The organism is Parachryseolinea silvisoli (assembly GCF_021190955.1).
Lineage (GTDB): Bacteria > Bacteroidota > Bacteroidia > Cytophagales > Cyclobacteriaceae > Ohtaekwangia > Ohtaekwangia silvisoli.
Genome location: NZ_JAIOAO010000003.1, coordinates 1239807 through 1256171 on the forward strand (window position 1 = coordinate 1239807; position 16365 = coordinate 1256171).

Below are 16365 nucleotides of genomic sequence, written 5' to 3' on the forward strand. Positions count from 1 at the left end.
TATTCATTGCGTCTCGTGGCGCAACGCGACAATATTCTGCAGGCATTCGTAAATAAGCGTCTTGAGCTGAGCGAAATACACAGGCTTCTGAATGTACTGAAAAGCTCCGCCTTCGAGTGTTGCCCGGCTTACGCTGTTTTCAGACGAAGTGGAAATCATGACTACCGGAATGTCTTTTAGACGTGGGTGCTGTTTAATTTCTTTCAAACATTGAAAGCCATTCTTAACAGGCATGTTCCAGTCGAGAAAAATAACATCCGGAAGCGTTGGTGTCGTGCGTAAAGTATCGAGCAATGCATGTCCACTGTCGGCCAGTGTAAGTTGTAGTGACACATCGATCTCACTGACTACTTCCTGGAAAAGAAAACGATCGTCAGGATCGTCATCGGCATAGTAAACATGTCTGATACTATAGAACGATTTCATGACATGTATTGTTGACGTATACGTGCGCTGTGGTGGTGCTTCGGACAAGCTCGGTGGATGGCACAATTTTTACATATAAAAAACGATAGCACTACTATTCTATAATTCAATGCACGAACAATTTATGTATGCTGTGAAGTCGTCGGTAAATACCTTCAATATTAGACGGTTACCCTCTGACATTCTATCAGGGATTTCCCTGATTTTTACAACTATTTGATCTATCACTTGATCCAATTATCCCCACGATTCTACCTTTAAGGTTGTAACAAACAGTACGATGCCCGAAAAGATCAAAGTATTCCATCTAGAAGATTATAAAATTATCCGGGACGGTGTCCGGTTTTTGTTAAATCAAGATAACGAGCTGGAGGTAGTAGGAGAAGCAAAACAAGGAGAAGAGCTCCTGAAAGTAATTGACGAAAGAGATATCGACATCCTGCTTCTGGATATTTACCTGGATGGGATGCAAGAAGTAAGAACCATCGACGGATTTGAGATTTGCGAAATCGTCAGCAAGAAGTACCCCAAGATCAGGATCGTGGCGCACTCTGTGTATGACGATGCCGACCGGGTGGCCAAAATCATGAAAGCCGGCGCCATGGGGTTTGTATCGAAGAAGGCCGGATATGAAGAGCTGATCAAGGCAATCAAAGTCGTGCATGCCGACAAGAAATATATTTGCACTGAAACCTCCCGGAAGCTCAAAAATATTAATAAATTCCTAGCGGGTATCGAAGATACCCTGCGCGGTGAGGACGAGTTCTTCTCCAAACGCGAGCGTGAGGTGCTGGAATTGATCGCAAAAGGCCTTTCGTCCCGGCGAATTGCTGAGCAGCTTTTCATCACCGAGAAGACGGTGGAATCGCACCGGAAGAATATGGTGTTGAAAGCCAAAGTAAAAAATACAGCAGAGCTCATTGCGCACGCTTCTGCCCGCGGTTTTTTAAAAGTGTAATGAACTAATTCTATGCAGGTATCACACGAGACACAACAGGCGGAGCGGTTTTATGACATTAAACGCATCGGAGGTCTTTCACAGGATGGGGTTTTTGTTTACAAGCTGCCAGAGGGTTCATTCGACTATCTTAACGCGGCGTTCACCGGCATTTTTGGTGTAACACGTGAGAATGTATTGGCGCAATCGCGATTGCTGCTGGACTTTATCATGTCGGAGGACCGGCACTACCTGCAACAGCGCTTTGCCGACCTCATCTCGACAGGCTGCATTACCAACACTGAGTTCCGCATCCGCCTTTCTAGTGGCGTGGTTAAACACATATCGTGTGATGCGTATTTACTGGAGGAAGGCGAATATGTGGCTGGTTTTGTGAAAGACATGAGCCATATGAAAGAGCACGAGAACTACATGATAAACTACGGGGCCAAGAAGGACACGTTGCTGGATATGATTACACACAACCTGTACGGACCGCTGACCCTGTCGGAGAATCTCATTCAAAACGCACAGAAATCCTATCAGGGCGAACAATATGACGCGATACACAACCACCTGCGTATGATTCAGGATGTTACCCGCGAGTGTATCGAGATCGTCAACAACCTGCTGCGGGAGGAACACCTGGAATCGGAGCACATTTTTGTAAAAAAAGGCCGCTTCGACATCCTGGAAAAGATCAGTTCCACATTAGAAAAGCTGGTCGAAACGAATAAAGACAAACAATTCCGCCTGATCACCAAGTTGGAGAACCTTTACATCAACATCGATGGCGTAAAGTTCTTTCAGGCGCTGCACAACCTGGTCTCTAATGCGATTAAGTTCACACCCGAAGGTGGACAAATCGATATCATGGTAGAAGAATTGGAAGATCACTTCACGATTACTGTAAAAGACAGCGGCATCGGCATACCTGACGATCTGAAGGCTTTCCTGTTCCAAAAGAACACCGGCAAGGGCCGGATCGGATTGAAAGGCGAGAGGTCGGTCGGGATGGGACTGCCCGTAGCGAAGAAGCTTGTCGAGCTCATGGACGGCGAACTATGGTTTGAAAGCGTCGAGAACCGGGGCGCTTCTTTTTTTGTCAGACTTCCCAAAGAATAAGGCTGACAGGTACACCACTACCAATTTGCGCCTTACCGGCGGGTGTGCGATAATTGCACCCGTATGAATACCACGCCCGTCCATCCAGTTCGCTTTGGAACGCCCCATGCTCCCGCTGCCATTAAAGTCATGCTCCTCGGCTCTGGCGAACTGGGCAAAGAAGTTGTGATTGAGTTGCAACGCTATGGTGTTGAGGTAGTTGCCGTGGACCGATACGAACACGCCCCAGCCATGCAAGTGGCTCACCGGGCGTATGTCATCTCCATGCTGGACGGCCAGGCGCTGCGTACTATCATCGAGCAGGAGAAACCCGACTTTATAGTACCCGAAGTGGAAGCAATTGCTACCGGGACGCTAGTAGAACTTGAGCATCAAGGCTTTAACGTTGTACCCACCGCCCAGGCGGCACGGCTCACCATGAATCGCGAAGGTATTCGGACCCTCGCAGCCAAGACTTTACAGGTAAAAACCTCTCCGTATGTGTTTGCTGAAACAAAGGAAGAATTCCTGGCGGCGATACAAACATTGAATTTTCCATGTGTCGTGAAGCCAATCATGAGCTCGTCGGGTAAAGGGCAAAGCATTGTACGACAAGCGGATCAGGTAGAAAAGGCCTGGCAATATGCGCAGGAGGGTGGTCGCGCCGGTAAAGGCAAAGTGATCGTAGAAGGGTTCGTCGACTTCGATTATGAGATTACTCTGCTAACGATTCGCCACAAGGATGGTGTTTCGTTCTGTGCACCTATTGGCCACCGGCAGGAACACGGCGACTACCAGGAGTCGTGGCAGCCGCATCCGGTGTCAGCCACGGCATTGGAGCAATCACAAACCATCGCGCGCCAGGTTGTTGATGCCCTTGGCGGGTATGGCCTGTTCGGCGTAGAGTTCTTTATCAAAGGAGACACCGTATACTTTAGCGAGGTATCGCCGCGCCCGCATGATACAGGCATGGTAACGATGATCTCGCAAGATCTGTCGGAGTTTGCTTTACACGTACGCGCCATCCTCGGGCTTCCCATTCCCGTGATCCGTCAGCTAGGACCGTCGGCGTCACGCGTGTTGCTGGTGCAAGGTCACTCCGCAAATGTTGTATTCTCGGGCATTGCTGAAGCGTTGGCCGAACCCGACACACAACTGCGCCTCTTTGGTAAACCAGAAGTACAAGGCGAGCGCCGCATGGGTGTATGTTTAGCCAAAGCCGATAGCATCGAGGCAGCGCGCGCGAAGGCCAACGCCATGGCGGAAAAGATTCACTACAGCCTGTAATGCCGGGCCCTGTGCCCACCGGCATAAAAAGATCGTATATCGTTGTAAGAAATTACCGTCCTTCCTGACTAATCCGATTATGGGGACTGGCTTAGAAAATGCCTTTATACAACACCTTCAGGATCACCGCGGTGTGGTCCTGAAGGTGTGCCGGATCTATAGCGATGATCGCGACGACTTCGATGATCTGTTTCAGGAGATCATCCTACAACTGTGGAAGTCATATTCATCTTTCCGCGGCGAGTCGTTGGTCAGTACGTGGATGTACCGCGTGGCGTTAAACACCGCTATCACCAGCCTGCGGAAGCGCAAGCGACGTCCCGATCAACATTCCTTACAGGCCTTTCATCATAACCAGGCAGAGGTTCCCGACGACCGTATCGATCGCGTGTATGCCCAGGAACTACAACGGGCCATCCAGGCGCTGAACAAGTTCGACCGCGCGGTGCTGATGCTTTACCTGGAAGAAAAGAGCTATGGCGAGATGGCACAAATCCTGGACATCTCGGAAAATTATATCGGTGTCAAGCTGACCCGTATCCGAAACAAACTCAAAGAACTTTTAACACCTTGATTATGGACATAGATGCATTAAAAGCCGGCTGGAAAAAGAACAGCGGCCTTTCGGCGGAAGAGCAGTCCCACTTCGATCGCCTGCCTGCGTTGCTGCAAGGCAAGACGACGGATATGATTACCGTTACCAAGCGGCAATACGAACGTGTCATTACCGTGCTGCTGGGCAGCATGGTGGTCGCCACCCTGGCCATGCCCCTGCTGACCGATGGCTTTACCTATCCGGGGTCGCCGCAGGGTTTTGTGAAGATGATGTTCCTTTATCAACTGATCGTCCTGTTTTATTGGGCCAAACTACAAACTGTCAACCACCTGACGTTGAGCGATAGTATTCCCGAACGGCTGGAACAGCTCCTGACAATGTTCCGCCGGGGCTTGCGGACGGAGATCACATTTATTGTGTCTTTGTTGCTGGGCATTGTGTTTGTCGGCCGGTTCTTTTTCGGCAAGGGCCTGTCGGGGCTCTGGGCGCCGGATGTACTCACGGCATTTGCACTCAGCGTTGTCTTTACCGGTGCCATGCTGTGGTTCGTTCGCAAGCGTTACCGGGCCAAGATCGAAGAGCTGAAAACCTACCTGCAGGAATACCGGCAGGCACAGGTGTATGGTGTTGTGCTGATCGTTAGTACATTTGCCTGGATCTATGGAACATACCTGTGAGCAGAGTACTAATCATTGACGACGAAGAAAACCTGCGCAAGCTCATCGCGCGTGTTATCAGCCTGGAAGGATATACCGTGCAGCAGGCCGCCACGGTGAAAGAAGGCCTACAAGTGATGGAGCGCGAGCCCATTAACGTCGTGATATCGGACGTTAAACTGCCCGATGGGAACGGCATCGAACTGACGGCGATGTTGAAGAAACAGTACCCTGCAGTGGAAGTCATTGTTCTCACGGCCTATGGAACGATCCAGGATGGTGTAACGGCGATTAAGAACGGGGCATTTGACTACCTGACCAAGGGCGATCACCAGGAGAAGATCATTCCTTTACTTAGCAAAGCATCGGAGAAAGCCCTGCTTCAGCAGAAGGTGCAACACCTGGAAGCCCGGTTACAAGACCGCTTCGGTTTTGGCCACATTCTGGGTCAAAGCAAACGCATCCAGGAAAGCATCGCATTGGCCAGAAAAGTAGCGTCCACAGATACTACGATACTGCTCCTGGGCGAGACCGGCACGGGTAAAGAGATATTTTCACAGGCCATTCACTACGAAAGTGATCGGAGGGCTAAGCCCTTTGTAGCCGTCAACTGCAGTGCCTTTCCAAAGGACCTGCTCGAGAGCGAGCTCTTTGGGCATGCAGAAGGTGCGTTTACCGGTGCGACAAAAGCCAAGAAAGGCTACCTGGAAGAAGCCCAGGAGGGAACGCTGTTCCTGGATGAAATCGGCGAGATGCCCATCGACTTGCAGGCAAAACTGTTGCGGGTCCTGGAAACCGGCGAATTTTACCGGGTGGGCGAGAGCAAGGCGCGGCGGGTGAACGTGCGTTTTATTGCTGCCACCAACCGTAACCCAGAAAAAGAGTCGGAGGCCGGTAATTTCCGCAAGGATCTTTTTTACCGGCTATCGGTATTCAGCATTCCCCTGCCACCGCTGCGGGAGAGGAGAGAGGACATTCAAGCGCTCGCCGAATACTTTGTGCGTCAGTTTTCGCAGAAGACTAAAAAACCCGTGGCCGCCATGTCGCCCACCTTTCTGCAAGCGTTGCGCGTACATCCCTGGAAAGGAAACATCCGCGAGTTGAAGAATGTCGTGGAGCGTTGTGTCATCCTGAACGACCTGGACATCCTCGAAGCCGACATGCTACCCTACGACTTTAACGCCAATGATTCGGCTACCGGCCTGGAAGAAGGCGTTTGGACGCTGGCGGCGGCAGAGAAAAAACACATCCGGCAGGTGCTGGCGTTTGCCCGGGGAAACAAAACGCAGGCGGCAAAACTGTTAGGTATCGGGTTGACTACGCTGTATCAGAAAATCAAGGACTACGCTTTACAAGCCGACACACCGGAGAGCAAGGAATAAATTGTTTCTTTTACAAGTACTTACCGTCTATTTTCTGCGTGATTCTAGTATCTTTAAAAGACTTGTCATCCTGCCTGAACCCCTAGACCTATGTTAGACCACATCAAATTGGCGCATTTCCGGAACCTCATTTCGTTGAGTGCGGCCGACGGCAAAATCGAGGAATTGGAGCGTGTTGCCCTGGCTAAGATCGCCTATGAAAAAGGGATTCCACTTGACCGGCTTAATCTTATGCTCGACCGTGCGGACGAGTATAAATATCTGATTCCGCTGGACGACTCTGAAAAGGAAAAGCAGCTCGAAGACATGATCGAGCTGGCCCTGGCAGACGGCGAGTTTGCCCCTGCGGAACGCGAGCTCATCAACATTGTCGCGGACAAGCTGGGCGTCTCCAGATCCACACTCGATACGCTGATTGAAACCGCGACGTCAACATCCCGGCAAGCGAACAGCCAATAAGTACAGGCAAAAATCTTCGTATAGTCAGATGTTCGATAAAAAGACAGTTCTCATCCTCGGCGCAAATTCGGATGTCGCTAAGGAGATGATCATATTATATATTCAACAAGGGTATGATGTCGTGGCGGCGTCGCGAAGCACGTCCGCGCTGCAAGATTTTCTACGCGCGCACAACATCGGTGGTGATCGCGTGAAGGTGGTATACTTCGATGCTACAGCCTTTGCCACACACCGGAGCTTTTATGAATCGCTGCCCATGAAGCCGGCGATCGTGGTATATGCTGCTGGATTTCTGAAGAACAATGAAGAAGCTTTGCGGGACTGGGAGGGGGCATACCAGATGATGAATGTTCATTACTGCGGCGCCGTGTCAATCCTTAACATCATTGTGACGGACACCAACAACAAAGCGTTGGAACGTGTCATCGGACTATCTTCGCTTTCGGGTGTACGGGGTCGAAAAAGCAATTTCATCTATGGCAGTACAAAGTCTGCCTTTACACAATATCTGGCCGGCCTGCGGCAGTATCTTTTTAGCCGGGGCGTACGCGTGCACGTTGTCGTTGCTGGTTACATCCGTAGTAAAATGACTGTCGGGTTGGACTTACCCGAGTCGCTGATGCTGGAGCCTTCCTTTATCGCCCGGGCAGCCGTTGGCGTACGTCGTGCGTTTATCATCGTGCCGGGATTCAAGTGGAAGATGATCTACCACATCCTCCGGCTGCTGCCTGAACAACTTGTAGCCAGGCTTCCCTAATCGTAATCGTCGAGAAGTTCATCCACTTTTCGTATTCCCCGGCATCCTGGCTTCCGTACGCATGTAACCGGCGTGCAAACGTTGTATCTTCGGATATAACCCTGAGCCAACGTATGTCACGCGTTACCCGTCTGTTCTCTCTGCTATGTTGTTGTCTGGCCGGCGTAAACTGGTGCGGGGCGCAGGAGCGTGATGTCAAGTTTCACCATCTGACGGCTGAAGAGGGATTACCCAGCAATACGGTGAATGGTGTGATTCGCGACAGCCGGGGGTTTATCTGGATTGCCACGGAGAATGGCGTAGCGCGTTACGATGCCTATTCCTTTGTTAGCTTCCGTGCGAGGGAAAACGACACCATTAGCATCAGTAGTAATATCACCTATACATTGCTGGAAGACACCCGGCAGCGTCTTTGGATCGGCTCAGAAAAAGGATTAGACCTTTACAACCGCGAACTGGACCGATTTGACAAACATTTCTTTAAGGGCATTCCCGTCCGCGCCATTTACCAGGACCACAAAGGCAGGCTGTGGGTCGGCAGTGACCAGGGGCTGTACCTGTACCAGGAAAAAAGCGGCACGTTTATCAAGCCGTATGCGCGAATCTTCGACGTACACGAGATGGTGTATAATACGATTCCCTCGATTCTGGAAGACCGGCACGGAAATCTGTGGGTAGGTACCTCCAATGGTATCCATGTATTGGAAGATAGCACCGGTAACTTCCTGCACTTCGTATACCGAAAAAATCAGGTAGGATCATTAAGCGGGAACAATGTCCGGAAGATCGTGGAGGACCCGTCTGGACGTATCTGGATCGCCACGTATGGTGGCGGGCTCAATCTATATCAACCGAAAGAGAAGACCTTTAAAAATTTTCGCCACGTATTCGGCAGCACGGAAGGCATCTCAAGCGATTTATTACCTACGCTGTGGGTACAGGACAATGGCAAGATCTGGATCGGTACTGACGGACGGGGCATCGATATTTTTAATCCGGAGACCAATGAATTTCAGCACATTGTACACTCGCCGTATAACTCCAAGAGTCTCAATAACAACGTGGTGCGGTCCATTAGCAGCGATCAGCGAGGGGGCATCTGGGTGGGAACCTATAATGGTGGCGTAAACTTTTTTAACCAGAATGCCGAATCGTTCTTCCATTACAAAGTGCCGACCCTCAACGGCAACAGCTCGGTCACATCGTTTGCCGAAGAAAAGAACGGCAACCTGTGGATTGGCACCGATGGTGGCGGACTGTGTTATTTCGACCGGGCCACCGGACAGTTTGCAAACTACTACAACGACGAGCGAAACACCAACAGCATTAGCGACAACCGCATCCTCTCCCTGATGCTTGATCATCAAGGTCAACTTTGGATCGGCACGTACCTGGGCGGGCTCTGTCGGTATGACCCCGTCAGCAAGAAGTTCACACGGTATACGTATGGCGATGGCTCAGGCCTGAGCGACAATGTGGTGTGGGTGTTACTGGAAGACAGTCAGCGGCGAATTTGGGTGGGCACCAATAACGGTATCAGCCGGTATGATCCGCGCACGAATATGTTTACCTGCATTAACATCAATAACTCGAACCTCAGCAACAACATGATTCGCTGCCTGTACGAGGACACCAAACGACGTCTTTGGATTGGGACGCAAGAAGGGCTCAATCTGTTGGAGGAACCGTATACCCATTTCACTGTGATCAAGAGCGATCAGCAAAACAAAAACAGTCTGAGTAACCATTGGATACGCTGCATCAACCAGGATCATGAAGGTAACTTATGGATTGGTACGTTTGCGGGCGGGCTCAACTTATACAATGAAGCCTCCGGTACGTTTACATCCTTCCATGAATCGGACGGCTTGCCCGACAACATCGTTTCAGGTATTCTGTCTGATAAACAGGGACACGTATGGATGAGCACGGGACGCGGGCTTGCGTATCTGAGCCTGAAGAACCGTGTCTTTAAAAGTTATTCGACACATGACGGTCTGCAAGATTATCAGTTCAACATCAACGCCAGTTATGAGACGCGACGGGGTGAGTTTTTGTTTGGTGGTACCAACGGCTTCACGTCGTTTATGCCCGCGGTGATACGGGATGTGAAGAACAATCAATTTCCACCACCGATTGCCTTTACCAGCTTGAAGATCCTCAACAAGGAAGTACTGCCGCATCCGCGCAATGCGCTGCTCAAGGCGCAACTGAACGAGACAAAGACGGTGGTGTTATCGTACGATCAATCGGTGATCACCCTGGAGTTTGCAGCGTTGAATTTTATCCAGCCGGAGAAGAACGAGTATTCTTATCGGTTGGCCGGCTTTGAAGACGAATGGAACATGGTGAAAGGAAAGCGCTCCGCTACCTACACCAACCTGGAACCTGGGAAGTATACCTTTCAAGTGAAGGCGTCGAACAACGACGGAGTCTGGAACGAGCAGGGTGTTGCCTTAACGCTTGTTATCCTGCCCCCATTTTGGCGGACCTGGTGGTTCACGGCGATGCTGGCGGTGGCCGCAATCCTGTTTATCGGCCTGATAATGAACGTCGTACGCAATCGCTTCCGAGAGAAAATCCGGATCGCCAAGCTTATTGCCGAGCTTGAGCTCAAGGCGCTGATTGCCCAAATGAATCCGCATTTTATCTTCAACTGTCTGACCTCCATTCAGGAATTAATCATTGTGCATAAACAAGACGAGGCCATGCATTACCTGCATCAGTTCTCGAAGTTGCTGCGCACGGTGTTGCAGAGCTCTGAAAAGAACTTCATCTCGCTCGATCAGGAGCTCACGTTGCTGGAGCTATACCTCGAGTTAGAGTCCATGCGCTTTGACAAACAATTCCATTACGAGATTCATGTAGACAGCGACATCGATCCTGAGGAAGTGATTATTCCTTCATTTTTATTGCAGCCCTTTGTAGAGAACGCGTTGTGGCACGGGCTGATGCATAAGAAGGGCGAGCGCAACCTGCGCATTGCGTTTAACCTGGAATCGGAAGATGTGCTGCTGTGCAGCATTGCCGATGACGGCATTGGACGCAAGCAAGGCACACTGATCCGAAAGAGCCGCATTAAAAAGACATATCGCTCGATGGGCATGAAGATCATCCGTGAGCGCATGGCGTTGATGAAAAAACAGAACGAAGTATTCGACCTTCGCATCGTTGATCGCGTGCATCCGGACGGCACGGCTGCGGGCACTACGGTGATTGTTCGCGTGCCTCTCGGCAGGACAGAATTCATACCGGAAAAAACAGGTATGACTTCTATGCGGAGTGCGTTGGAACGCTAGAAGTGTAACATTTAAAGTTTCCTTTCTGCATCGTGCATATCGTGCGTCCTTCGCTCACAATTGATGTATAAAAGCGCTCTTTGTAGCAAGTCGGGTAAAAGGACAGGTTATCATATTAATCAGAGGGTTGGACCAGTAAGTATCTTTATTTTTTGTACTTTGTTATACCTTGACCGCGTGCTGCTATAGATGCAGGCAACGCTAATACCTGAAAAATAAGGTATTCCCGCTACCCACCGTTCTCATGGCAGCCCACACCAGCAGAGACGTTAATACTGGTTCACCGAAGTTTTAACAATGATTAGAGCGTTGATTATCGATGATGAAAGTAAAGCCCGGAACCTACTCAAGGTAACGATGGAGCGAATCTTTCCGGGTCAGTTTTTGCTGGAGACAGCAGACGACAGCGAAGACGGATTGTTAAAGATTCATTATTTCAAACCCGATCTGCTATTTCTCGATATCGAGATGCCGATGATGAACGGCTTCGATTTTCTGGCAGCCATCCCTGAAATAGATTGCAAGGTGATCTTCACCACCGCGCACGACCAGTATGCCATCCGTGCCATTCGGTACAACGCATTGGACTATCTGCTCAAGCCGATCAATCCCATCGAGTTGAAAGAAGCCGTGGAGCGTTATCAATCCCAACGGGGCAGAAAAGATACTTACAGTCGCCAGATCGAAAACTTCTTTGAACATAAAGAACGCACCCTCGCCATCACGACCTATGATGGTGTGGTGTTCCTGGAGGTCGATACGATCATCCGCTGTGAAGCTGATCTGAATTATACACGTTTTGTACTGACCGACAATAAAACATTTGTGTCGTCTAAAACGCTGAAAGAATATGAAGACCTGCTGACGGTCCACAACAATTTTCTACGCATACACCGTTCGCACCTGGTGAATCTGGACTATGTATTAAAATTCAAAAGCGAAGGGTTGTTAGTCCTGAAAGACGGCTCATCAGTGCCGATCTCGCGGCGGCGCAAAGAAGAAGTGGTGAGCAGGCTTTCCGTTCGATCAACGGCCGTACATTCCTAAACTTGCGAGCACACAAGGCACACGCCTCGTTCCTGCGCCTTTTAATAAGTGCACCCGGCCATTCAATAACTACTTTTCTTTTTCCTATCGGTTATCCCAACATTTACCCCGCGACGCAGTCAGCCATAGTTCTCAACGGCGCGGCTGCGGCAAATGTTCAAAACCAATAACCATTTACTATGTCAACCTTTACGCTAACTAGCATTAGCTTCGGCAACACATGCCGGCGGGTGTATACCCTGCTGCTGTTGTTGCTGGCTAACGTAGCGCTGTTCGGCCAGGTCAATACCGGCGGCAGTGCTACGACAGCAAATCACCAAAAGCAAATTGTGGGGTACATCACCAACTGGGATGCCTGGAAGAGCTCGGCACATGGCGTGCCCGGCGCGGGAGCCTACACCCACCTCAACATCGACTACTCCAAGTACACCATTCTGAACTTCTCGTTCTTTGGTGTCGCCAAAGACGGCTCGCTGCATAGCGGCGACTACCGTAACAAGCTTATCTACCAGCAAGGCGCTGTACAAGAACCCGCGCCCATCCTGCACGGTGGTGTATATGACAGCTGGGACATGCACCTGATCTTCGGTGAGCTTGAGTATAAATATGACTTCGCCGATGCGCGCGTGGCTGCCGCAGGTTTTGTGGCGGATGGTGCAGGTTGGAGAAATACCAAAACTACGCTGACCGGTCCTATGCCGGTGCCGCTGAAAAAAGAAGGTGGTGCGAAAGGCATTATCGAGATGGCCCACGAACGCAACGTAAAGGTCGTGGCCTCTATTGGCGGTTGGAGCATGTGTAAACACTTTCCGGAGATGGCTGCCGATGCTACCAAGCGTGCGCGTTTTGTTGCGGACTGCCAACGTCTGATCGGCTTAGGCTTTGACGGTATCGACCTTGACTGGGAATACCCGGGTCCGTATGCCGGCATGAACTTTACCGGAAGCCAGGCTGACTTTGCCAACTTTACCACGCTTGTGCAACAGATCCGCGCGGCCATCGGCCCCGATAAGCTGATCACGGCTGCATTTACGGCTGATCCCGCTAAGCTACAAGGTCTTCAATGGGCTACGCTGGCCAATGTGATGAGCTACTTCAACATGATGACGTATGACTATAACGGGGGCTGGTCAGGTAAAGCCGGACACAACTCGCCGTTGTATGACTATCCGAATCAAGAGTTTGCCAACTTTAGCTGGGACGCTTGCTACCGCGCCCTGACAACCCTGGGTGTACCGGCTCACAAGATCAACATGGGTGCCGCTTTCTACGGCCGTGGTGTTGTAACACAAGGCAACGCCGCGCTGAACGCACCCACGCAGAAGGTGCAACGCACGGTTGATCCTGACGGTCCGATCAGCTCGGCTGCGGACTTCACCAACTGGGCAGCACACGAAGGCACTCCTTATTACGAATACATCCGTCAGAACAAGTCCGGCTGGACTGAACATTGGGATGACAATGCGAAAGTGCCATACCTCACCAAAGGAAATTATTTCCTGAGCTACGACAATGAACAGTCTATTGGCTTGAAAGCCCAATACGTCGTGGACAAAGGGCTGAGCGGTGTGATCGTATGGACGGTGTATGAAGACCTGGAGATCGGCGGTTCGGCTACTACCTTTGGTCCGAAGCTGGCGCGTTACTCTTCTGTCAAGTCACCGTTGGTTAACAAAATCAACGAAGTCTTTGCGCTGGGTAACACCGGTATGCCGACGGTTTCCATCACAGCACCGGCGAACAACGCAGTGGTAGCCCCAGGTTCATCAGTAGTGGTTACCGCCACGGCGAATGATTCAAATGGTAGCATCACCAAAGTAGAGTTTCTGTTAGACGGTACAAAAGTAGGAGAAGACGCTACCTCACCGTACAGCTTTACGATTACCGCGTTGGCTGCGGGTACGCACGCCATCCAGGCAAAAGCAACAGACAACAGCGGAAATACAGCGACGACCTCCGTGAGTGTTATTGCGGGTACTGCCACTGCGCCGACGGTATCGATCCAATCGCCGACCGCAGGTGCCAGCTATACCGCGGGTGCATCGATTACAATCACAGCATCAGCAACCGATGCCGACGGTACGATCGCACGTGTTGAATTCTTCCAGGGAACAACCAAACTTGGCGAAGCCACGACACAGCCTTACAGCTATACCTGGGCCAGTGTTGGCGCCGGTACATATTCGCTAACGGCCAAGGCTACCGACAACAGCGGTCTTTCGACTACCTCAGCCGCCGTAAGCGTTGCCGTGACGGGTTCGAGCTGCTCTACGCCTGAATGGAAGGCTGCCGACGTTTACAATAATGGCGCGGAAGTATCACGCAATGGCAATAAATACCAGGCACGCTGGTGGACACAAGGGGAGGACCCTGCGCTGAAGAGCGGTCCGGATGATGTGTGGAAATTGATCGGCCCCTGCGGTGGCGGAACAACAAACGCCAACCCGGTCGCTACGCTCACAGCTCCGACCAACGGCGCATCGTATACCGCTCCTGCGTCGGTGACGCTGACGGCTACGGCTACTGACAGCGATGGTACGATCAGCAAAGTAGAGTTCTACAACGGTTCAAGCCTGGTCGGCACGGCTACTAACAGCCCGTATACTTTCACCTGGTCGAACGTTACTGCCGGCACCTATACGCTTTCGGCCAAGGCTACCGACAATGCTGGTGGTACAGGTACATCGTCGACAGTATCCGTTACGGTTACTGGCGGCACGAGTAACAATGGTTCATTCAAAGTGGTAGGGTACATGCCGTCATGGCAGGGTACCCCGGATGATATTCAATACGATAAGGTTACGCACATTAACTACTCATTTATTCGTCCGACGACGAGCGGTGGCTTGACGGCTCTCGACAACAGCAGCAAGCTGGCACAGATCGTATCGCGTGCCCATGCCGCGGGTGTGAAAGTAGGCATTGCTGTGGGTGGCTGGAGCGATCTGAACAACACCGACTTCCAGGTAATGGCCGCCAGCGCCGCTACACGCAGCACCTTTATCAATAACCTTCTTTCGTTCCTCAGCACACATCAACTCGATGGTGTAGACATCGACTGGGAATATCCTGCTGAAGGACAAGATCCTGCCAACTTTGCTACGCTGATGACTGAGCTGGGCAATGCCCTGCATGCACAAGGTAAGTTCCTGACCGCCGCCGTATCGGCACAAGGATACTATGCGAATGGCGTTCAACCCGCTGTGTTTACCGCAGTTGACTTCCTGAACATCATGGTATACGACGGTGGCAGCGGTGCTGATCACTCGCCATACAGCTACGCTATATCCTCACTTGACTACTGGGCTGGACGCGGGCTGCCTGCGGCAAAGACTGTACTCGGCGTGCCATTCTATGCTCGTCCTTCGTGGAAATCGTTCCGTACGCTGGTAAGCGAAGGCGCAAACCCGAATTCAGACACCTATAACGGCGACTACTTCAACGGCATCAATACCATCAAGCAAAAGACCAACCTGGCGTTCGATCGCAACCTGGGTGGTATTATGATCTGGGAATTGTCGCAAGACGCTACGGGTAACAACTCGCTGTTGACGGCCATCCGCCAGGTGATCGATATCCGCAACGGTGGCAACAACGGCAATACACCACCGACGGTAAACATCACGGCGCCGGCCAACGGCACGTCGACTGCTGCTCCGGCTACTGTAACCATCCAGGCTACTGCTTCGGATAATGGCTCTGTTAGCAAAGTGGAGTTCTTCCGCAATGGCACCAAGCTGGGCGAAGACACTTCATCGCCGTACGCTTACACCTGGAGCGGCATTGCCGCGGGCACTTATACCCTGACTGCAGTCGCTACCGACAACCAGGGTGCCTCTACAACTTCATCCGCCGTTAGCCTTACCGTTACCGGTGGCACATCAGGCTGCGGCGGGGTGCCGCAATATGTGGAGAACAGTGGTTATGTTGCCGGCAGCATTGTACAAAACCAAGGCAGCCAGTATGAATGTAAACCTTATCCATTCTCGGGCTGGTGTAACGGCGCGGCCTGGGCTTATGCTCCGGGCACCGGTACATATTGGACTGACGCCTGGGTGCTGAAAGGAAGCTGTGGCGCCGCGGCGCGTACCGCTGACGCTTCTGTAGCAACGTTGTCGATTGCCGAAGAAAAAGGACTGACGCTCTATCCGAACCCCGGTAAAGCGGGCGAAAGTACGACGGCTTCGTTCACCTTTGAGTCGACGCCGGGCGCAGTACAGGTTACGCTGAAGAATGTAAACGGCACCGACGTACACCGCCAGCACTTTGGCGACACCGGTAGCTCCCGGGTAACGGTGGCACTGCCGCCGCTACCCAAAGGCCTGTACATCTTCCACGTAAAGACAGGCCAGCGAGTCTGGACTAAAAAATACATCATCGAATAACAGTCACTATAAAAAAGAAGAGCGGAGCAATCCCTCTTCTTTTTTTTCCTATAAACACATAACCCTATAA

General features: G+C 51.3%; 12 protein-coding genes. 11 read left to right on the forward strand and 1 reads right to left on the reverse strand.

Going from position 1 to position 16365, the window contains the following annotated elements; all coding sequences use genetic code 11:
• Positions 1-3 precede the first annotated feature (3 nt).
• Positions 4-426 (reverse strand): response regulator, encoded by a 423-nt coding sequence (locus tag K7P01_RS22075; protein ID WP_267296755.1) that lies wholly within the window; start codon positions 424-426, stop codon positions 4-6.
• A gap of 280 nt (positions 427-706) precedes the next feature.
• Between K7P01_RS22075 and K7P01_RS22080 the strand changes: the two genes are divergently transcribed.
• From K7P01_RS22080 to K7P01_RS22130, 11 genes are all read left to right on the forward strand, one after another.
• Positions 707-1384, forward strand: a complete 678-nt coding sequence (locus K7P01_RS22080; protein ID WP_267296756.1) for a response regulator — start codon at positions 707-709, stop codon at positions 1382-1384.
• 12 nt (positions 1385-1396) lie between these two features.
• The gene (locus K7P01_RS22085) at positions 1397-2488 is read left to right on the forward strand and encodes a sensor histidine kinase (protein ID WP_267296757.1); all 1092 of its coding nucleotides are present in this window, start codon (positions 1397-1399) and stop codon (positions 2486-2488) included.
• A 63-nt stretch (positions 2489-2551) separates the two neighbouring features.
• Complete coding sequence (purT, locus tag K7P01_RS22090; RefSeq protein WP_267296758.1) at positions 2552-3754, forward strand: formate-dependent phosphoribosylglycinamide formyltransferase; 1203 nt, start codon at positions 2552-2554, stop codon at positions 3752-3754.
• Between the two features lie 79 nt (positions 3755-3833).
• Positions 3834-4328 carry an RNA polymerase sigma factor gene (locus K7P01_RS22095; protein WP_267296759.1) on the forward strand — a complete coding sequence of 165 codons (495 nt, stop codon included), beginning with the start codon at positions 3834-3836 and terminating at the stop codon, positions 4326-4328.
• A gap of 2 nt (positions 4329-4330) precedes the next feature.
• Positions 4331-4987: a hypothetical protein gene (locus tag K7P01_RS22100; RefSeq protein WP_267296760.1), complete on the forward strand. Its 657-nt coding sequence runs from the start codon at positions 4331-4333 to the stop codon at positions 4985-4987.
• Positions 4984-6348, forward strand: coding sequence for a sigma-54-dependent transcriptional regulator (locus K7P01_RS22105; RefSeq protein WP_267296761.1), 1365 nt, complete (start codon positions 4984-4986; stop codon positions 6346-6348). Before K7P01_RS22100 ends, K7P01_RS22105 begins: the two co-directional genes overlap by 4 nt.
• A 90-nt stretch (positions 6349-6438) precedes the next feature.
• The gene (locus K7P01_RS22110; RefSeq protein ID WP_267296762.1) at positions 6439-6807 is read left to right on the forward strand and encodes a TerB family tellurite resistance protein; all 369 of its coding nucleotides are present in this window, start codon (positions 6439-6441) and stop codon (positions 6805-6807) included.
• A gap of 28 nt (positions 6808-6835) precedes the next feature.
• On the forward strand, positions 6836-7564 hold the full coding sequence (locus K7P01_RS22115; RefSeq protein WP_267296763.1) for an SDR family NAD(P)-dependent oxidoreductase: 729 nt from the start codon (positions 6836-6838) through the stop codon (positions 7562-7564).
• Positions 7565-7677: 113 nt separating this feature from the next.
• Positions 7678-10863, forward strand: a complete 3186-nt coding sequence (locus K7P01_RS22120; protein WP_267296764.1) for a ligand-binding sensor domain-containing protein — start codon at positions 7678-7680, stop codon at positions 10861-10863.
• A gap of 297 nt (positions 10864-11160) precedes the next feature.
• Positions 11161-11910 (forward strand): LytR/AlgR family response regulator transcription factor, encoded by a 750-nt coding sequence (locus K7P01_RS22125; RefSeq protein WP_267296765.1) that lies wholly within the window; start codon positions 11161-11163, stop codon positions 11908-11910.
• A gap of 179 nt (positions 11911-12089) precedes the next feature.
• Positions 12090-16295, forward strand: coding sequence for a glycosyl hydrolase family 18 protein (locus K7P01_RS22130; protein ID WP_267296766.1), 4206 nt, complete (start codon positions 12090-12092; stop codon positions 16293-16295).
• Positions 16296-16365: the final 70 nt, after the last annotated feature.

What these genes read in the sequence shown, in the direction of transcription:
- K7P01_RS22075 (WP_267296755.1), bottom strand. Translation starts at nt 426, where the DNA reads ATGAAATCGTTCTATAGTATCAGACATGTTTACTATGCCGATGACGAT.
- K7P01_RS22080 (WP_267296756.1), top strand. Translation starts at nt 707, where the DNA reads ATGCCCGAAAAGATCAAAGTATTCCATCTAGAAGATTATAAAATTATC.
- K7P01_RS22085 (WP_267296757.1), top strand. Translation starts at nt 1,397, where the DNA reads ATGCAGGTATCACACGAGACACAACAGGCGGAGCGGTTTTATGACATT.
- purT (WP_267296758.1), top strand. Translation starts at nt 2,552, where the DNA reads ATGAATACCACGCCCGTCCATCCAGTTCGCTTTGGAACGCCCCATGCT.
- K7P01_RS22095 (WP_267296759.1), top strand. Translation starts at nt 3,834, where the DNA reads ATGGGGACTGGCTTAGAAAATGCCTTTATACAACACCTTCAGGATCAC.
- K7P01_RS22100 (WP_267296760.1), top strand. Translation starts at nt 4,331, where the DNA reads ATGGACATAGATGCATTAAAAGCCGGCTGGAAAAAGAACAGCGGCCTT.
- K7P01_RS22110 (WP_267296762.1), top strand. Translation starts at nt 6,439, where the DNA reads ATGTTAGACCACATCAAATTGGCGCATTTCCGGAACCTCATTTCGTTG.
- K7P01_RS22115 (WP_267296763.1), top strand. Translation starts at nt 6,836, where the DNA reads ATGTTCGATAAAAAGACAGTTCTCATCCTCGGCGCAAATTCGGATGTC.
- K7P01_RS22120 (WP_267296764.1), top strand. Translation starts at nt 7,678, where the DNA reads ATGTCACGCGTTACCCGTCTGTTCTCTCTGCTATGTTGTTGTCTGGCC.
- K7P01_RS22125 (WP_267296765.1), top strand. Translation starts at nt 11,161, where the DNA reads ATGATTAGAGCGTTGATTATCGATGATGAAAGTAAAGCCCGGAACCTA.
- K7P01_RS22130 (WP_267296766.1), top strand. Translation starts at nt 12,090, where the DNA reads ATGTCAACCTTTACGCTAACTAGCATTAGCTTCGGCAACACATGCCGG.